General features: G+C 43.7%; 5 protein-coding genes. 1 reads left to right on the top strand and 4 read right to left on the bottom strand.

Annotated features, from left to right (window positions below):
* The 4 genes from DDR33_RS25740 to DDR33_RS05875 all read right to left on the bottom strand — a co-directional run.
* On the bottom strand, window positions 1–387 hold a 387-nt coding region (locus DDR33_RS25740), incomplete at its 3' end, for a TolC family protein (protein WP_158280646.1).
* Window positions 388–399: 12 nt separating this feature from the next.
* A complete protein-coding gene (locus DDR33_RS05885) occupies window positions 400–1,530 on the bottom strand; it encodes an ABC transporter permease (RefSeq protein ID WP_109414858.1) in 1,131 nt (376 codons plus the stop codon).
* 6 nt (window positions 1,531–1,536) lie between these two features.
* Window positions 1,537–2,490, bottom strand: a complete 954-nt coding sequence (locus tag DDR33_RS05880; protein ID WP_109414857.1) for an HlyD family secretion protein — start codon at window positions 2,488–2,490, stop codon at window positions 1,537–1,539.
* A gap of 19 nt (window positions 2,491–2,509) precedes the next feature.
* Entirely contained in the window at window positions 2,510–3,202 is a 693-nt protein-coding gene (locus tag DDR33_RS05875) for an ABC transporter ATP-binding protein (RefSeq protein ID WP_109414856.1), read from the bottom strand.
* A gap of 85 nt (window positions 3,203–3,287) precedes the next feature.
* Between DDR33_RS05875 and DDR33_RS05870 the strand changes: the two genes are divergently transcribed.
* Window positions 3,288–4,244 carry a helix-turn-helix domain-containing protein gene (locus tag DDR33_RS05870; RefSeq protein WP_109414855.1) on the top strand — a complete coding sequence of 319 codons (957 nt, stop codon included), beginning with the start codon at window positions 3,288–3,290 and terminating at the stop codon, window positions 4,242–4,244.
* Window positions 4,245–4,488: the final 244 nt, after the last annotated feature.

Here is a 4,488-nt window from a genome sequence, read left to right as displayed (position 1 = left end):
AGCTTTCGCAATATTGATATCCGCTTTTAAACCCGGTTTGTAAATATTCTGCGAAAGGTCGAGACTGAGCGTAGTAAAATTGGTGGTCCCTACCTCGATCCTTTCCTTGCCCCCATTGCCGCCAAAACCATCCAGTATCATCGTCTGCAGTTGTGCATTGTAACGTACCTCCCCTTCCGCTTTAAGAGCCGGCAGCCATTCGTTTCTTGACTTAGATATCTTATTCGATGCAATATCTACGTCGAGCTTATTCGCCTTCACGTCGTAACGTCTTTCAATAGCTGTTTGCATAGCCTGAGCCAGCGACAATTGTTTTGGTGGCAGAGTTTGTGAATGAGAGGCTACTGCTATCAGTATACCCATTAGTATAAAAATTCTTTCTTTCATCTGATTCTTCATTTACATTCTGAAAATTTGTACCGGTTCCAGTTTGAAGATCTTTCGCATCGAAAAAACATTGCCGATGAGGCTGATGGCAAACGTGACGAGAAACAACCCCATCAATAAAGCCGGTGAATAGATAATAACCTGATTAACTGCTGCCATTGCCGCCTGCAAACCGTAAAGCAAAGCCAAAGAAGCAACGAAGCCCATCAGGGCATAGATCAGGCACTGCCAGAGGATGAGTTTTGCAATAAGGAAGTTGCTTCCTCCAATGGCTTTGATGGTTCCGTAGTCGCGGATATGGTCGTTCACGGAAGAGAACATCGTTAATCCTACAATGATGATTCCTGTAAGCAGCGAGAAGCCGATCATCAGGTAGAAATTCGCTACAATGCCACTTGCCGTTTTTACATACTCGACGGAGACTTCCGAAAAGTCTTCACCAGTGTAAGCTTTCACTGCCGGAATAGTCCTGTTAATCTCTTTCACCACTTTTCTGATTTCTGTACTGTCTGCAGAAATGCTTTTAACCAGGAAGGCGCTCACGCTATTGCTGCTAAAACCAGTCAGTTGCCGTGCCCGTTCCACCGTCGTGATGATATTGTATTGCCCCAATCCCGCATTATTTACAGACATCCCACTCACAAAAACCCGCTTGTCATTAAGCCTGAAATGTTCGCCCATTTTGATGTTTTCCATATTTTCCACATCTCCTGCATCAATTATGACGGCACCCTCATTCTGAAGATTGTTCAAATCCGTTTCATGCGTGTAGAAGGCAGGAGCCCCGGCCATCTCGGGATATTGAACGCCGATGATTTGTGCCATGGCCGTACCACCCGATTTAAATTTGGTAGTTCCGCCCGCTACAACAACCGGATAAACTTTATCCACACCTGGAATAGATAGCAATTCGTTGCCCACACGCTTGTCGACATTGACCAGCGAGGTGGAAGAAGTGCTTTTTTTATCTACGGCATAGATATACTCCTTATTTCCCTTTACAATTCCCAGGCTCATATCAAGAATATTATTCAGGATACCAAGTTGTGCGCCGATCAGGAAAATGGAAATCACAATACCGCACAAGATTCCGATGAGCTTGGCCTTGTCGTACGACATAAAACGCAATGCTGTATTCCACATAACCGCTTATTTTAGGTAGATCTTACAATCCACTTTATTATTGATATTAACTTGTGAACCGGCATTAAGCAGTACTTTCACTTCTCTCACGCGCCTGTCTTCTACACTGTTCTCATCAGAGAAAAGTGATTTTTTCTTCAGAAATCCGGCGATATAAGTGACGGTACCACTCCCTATTTTTTGCCCGTTCATTTGTGAGAATACCTCCGCCTTCATTCCCTTCTCTACTTTATCCGAGAAAAGCTCATCCACTTCAGTTACGGCGATCAGCGGACCATCAGGAGCAAACTGCCCAAGCTTTTGTCCAGGCGTTACATAATCTCCCGGGTGAACGTCCCATTGCAGTACCCTACCTGAAAAAGCCGACTTTATTTGCCGGTCAGATAAGATCGCTTTCCTGTATTTGATATTCGCATCAATCTCCTGCACCTTGCTTTTCTGCTGGCCGATGTCGGCTATGAGTTTCTGGTAATCGTATTGAAGCCTGTTGACTTTTGACTTACTATCGTTAAGTGCCTGCTCAGTGATCGCTTTGCTCTTAAATAACTGTTCGTTTAAAGCTACATCCTTTTGCGCCTTTTCAAGATCGCTAAGCATCGCTTTCGCATTTTGCTGCGCCGAGAGAATGGCTGCTCTTTGTGCCGGAGCCTTGCTTTGTTCTATGTCCAGTAAAGCCTGATCCGTCTGGTTATCCAGCAAGACCAGGTCGCTTCCTTTGCTCACGACCTGGTTTTCGGAAGCGGCAATTTTGGAAATGCGCCCATTGGCATTGGCATAGATATTCAGCAAGCCTTTTTCGGGCTCGATCCGGGCGATTCCGACCACCATATGGATGGCCACCTTTTTAGAAACAGTATCATTTTTACTTACAGGATCGTCATTTTTATTTTCGCCGGAACAGGAAACCAGCGCCAGCGCCATCATGATTCCTGAAAAGGGTATAGTCATTTTAGTTTTCATCGCTAAAAATTTGAGTGTATTAATGTTTCATTGCATCGGCAGCCTGCACCACCGATATTTTGCCGTTGTTTATTTCTATTGCCCGGTCGGCATACGAAGCCAACCGGGGATCATGCGTTACCACCGCTACCGCTTTACCACTTTTGGCGAGTTGCTTCAGCTCTTCCATTACAATGTAGATGCTGTCTTTGTCCAGTGAAGCAGTCGGCTCGTCACACAGAATAATCTTAGGGTCGGTCACCAATGCCCTGGCAATGGCGATACGCTGCTGTTGCCCCCCCGATAATTGTCGTGGAAGCTTTTTGCGGTGGTCCAGCATATTTACTTTTTCAAGGGCGTCGGTTGTCCGCTTTTTAATTTCCGACGATTTTAAGCCGAGCATTTTTAAGGGAAATGCAATATTGCCCTCGGCTGTAAGCGGAGCCAGCAAATTGAATTGCTGAAAAACAAATCCGATAGTTTTCAGTCGGATGGCTGCCATTTCCACAGCAGATAAGGTATTAGTCGTTTTACCATCTATCTCTAGAACGCCTTCTGTAGGGTTTATAAGGCAGCCCAATAAAGAAAGCAACGTTGTTTTACCCGAACCAGATGGACCAATGATCAACAAAAGTTCTCCCTGATTAATTTTGAGAGTACAGTCGTCTAAAACGGCCATTTTTCCTGTCGGCGAATCATAAACTTTACTTGCATTTAGTAATTGCGCTATCATCTCTTTTAATTATGAAGCAAAATTACTGCAGCATAATGAAGCAAAATAGCGTACTTTGTCTTAATAATACTCATAAACGGTCATTATGAAAATCAAACTTGAATCAAAAGACGGACTGGGAATGCTCGATGCTTTTGCGAGAGAAGTGGGCAGCATCGTTGAAAACGGAAGAGTGGAAATTCCTGAAGAGTTTGGAGTGGGTTATATTCAGGGCTTTAATTTCGATGAACGGTTGCGAATGATGATACGGGACTACGAGCTGCACCATGACTTTGCTATCAGCCGCAGAAATCAGCCGTCAAATATGCTGATATTTAATTTTCAGCATATTATCAAGACAGCCAGGACACCAGCCAGTTCCAAATTACAGCCCTCCGTACAGATTACCACCCAGGGATTGAACGCCGTTTTTGTACCCAAAAACACAGTTCAGAATTCTATTGTGTTGGGAATTGATGCCGGGTACCTGAGAGAATTGATTGGGACACGCATTAATCACCCTTTGGTGAACACCATTTTGGAAAATAAACAGCCTCTGTTGTTTGAGGAAATTGTAGTTGCTCCGCTGTTGAAAGTTGTTGATAATATCGTGACTGCTGACGTTCCACTGTTGCTTCGGAATTTTTACTACAAACTAAAAACACAGGAACTCATTTGCCAGTTACTGATTGCACTTGTCAGCAGGGATGAGAAGAAAGTGTACGGTTTGAATATTGCCGATATCAAAATGCTCTATCAGGTGAAAGAACGTCTATTGCAAGACCTTGAACAAGCACCTTCCATTGCTGAACTATCCCACTTTTCCGGTATGAGCGAAAGCAAACTTAAAAGACTGTTTAATCAGGTTTTCGGTAAGAGCATATTTCAGTATTTCCAAAATTTCAGAATGCAGGAAGCGGCCCGCTTGCTGAAAGAAGAACGATTGTCCGTTTCCGAAGTGGGTTATCAGCTTGGCTTTTCAAACCTCGGCCATTTCGCCAAAGTATTTGAAGAAGTGATCGGAGTTAAACCCAAACAATATAGCAAATTAACAAGTAACTGATCCTTACCCACCGATATCATAAATCATCCGGCGTAATTCTTTACGAGACCGTTTCTAAAAGCTGACACACTTAATTGAGCACTACCGACACACTTAATTGAGCACTACCCTTTACCATAGACTTCAGGTGTCCATTCCTAAAAAAGCTATACACAAATTAAAAAGTGTATGGAAAGTAAAAGAAGGAAAGCGAAGTCAGAGAGAGAGGGAAAGCATACGCCCTTTGACAAGCGGGAAATTAAGA

This window comes from Pararcticibacter amylolyticus (assembly GCF_003130405.1).
Classification (GTDB): domain Bacteria; phylum Bacteroidota; class Bacteroidia; order Sphingobacteriales; family Sphingobacteriaceae; genus Arcticibacter; species Arcticibacter amylolyticus.
The sequence above is the reverse complement of the archived record's forward strand: the minus strand, read 5'-3'. Positions and strand labels throughout refer to the sequence as shown.

Coding starts and splice junctions, on each gene's coding strand:
- DDR33_RS05885 (WP_109414858.1), bottom strand. CDS start 1,530: ATGTGGAATACAGCATTGCGTTTTATGTCGTACGACAAGGCCAAGCTC.
- DDR33_RS05880 (WP_109414857.1), bottom strand. CDS start 2,490: ATGAAAACTAAAATGACTATACCCTTTTCAGGAATCATGATGGCGCTG.
- DDR33_RS05875 (WP_109414856.1), bottom strand. CDS start 3,202: ATGATAGCGCAATTACTAAATGCAAGTAAAGTTTATGATTCGCCGACA.
- DDR33_RS05870 (WP_109414855.1), top strand. CDS start 3,288: ATGAAAATCAAACTTGAATCAAAAGACGGACTGGGAATGCTCGATGCT.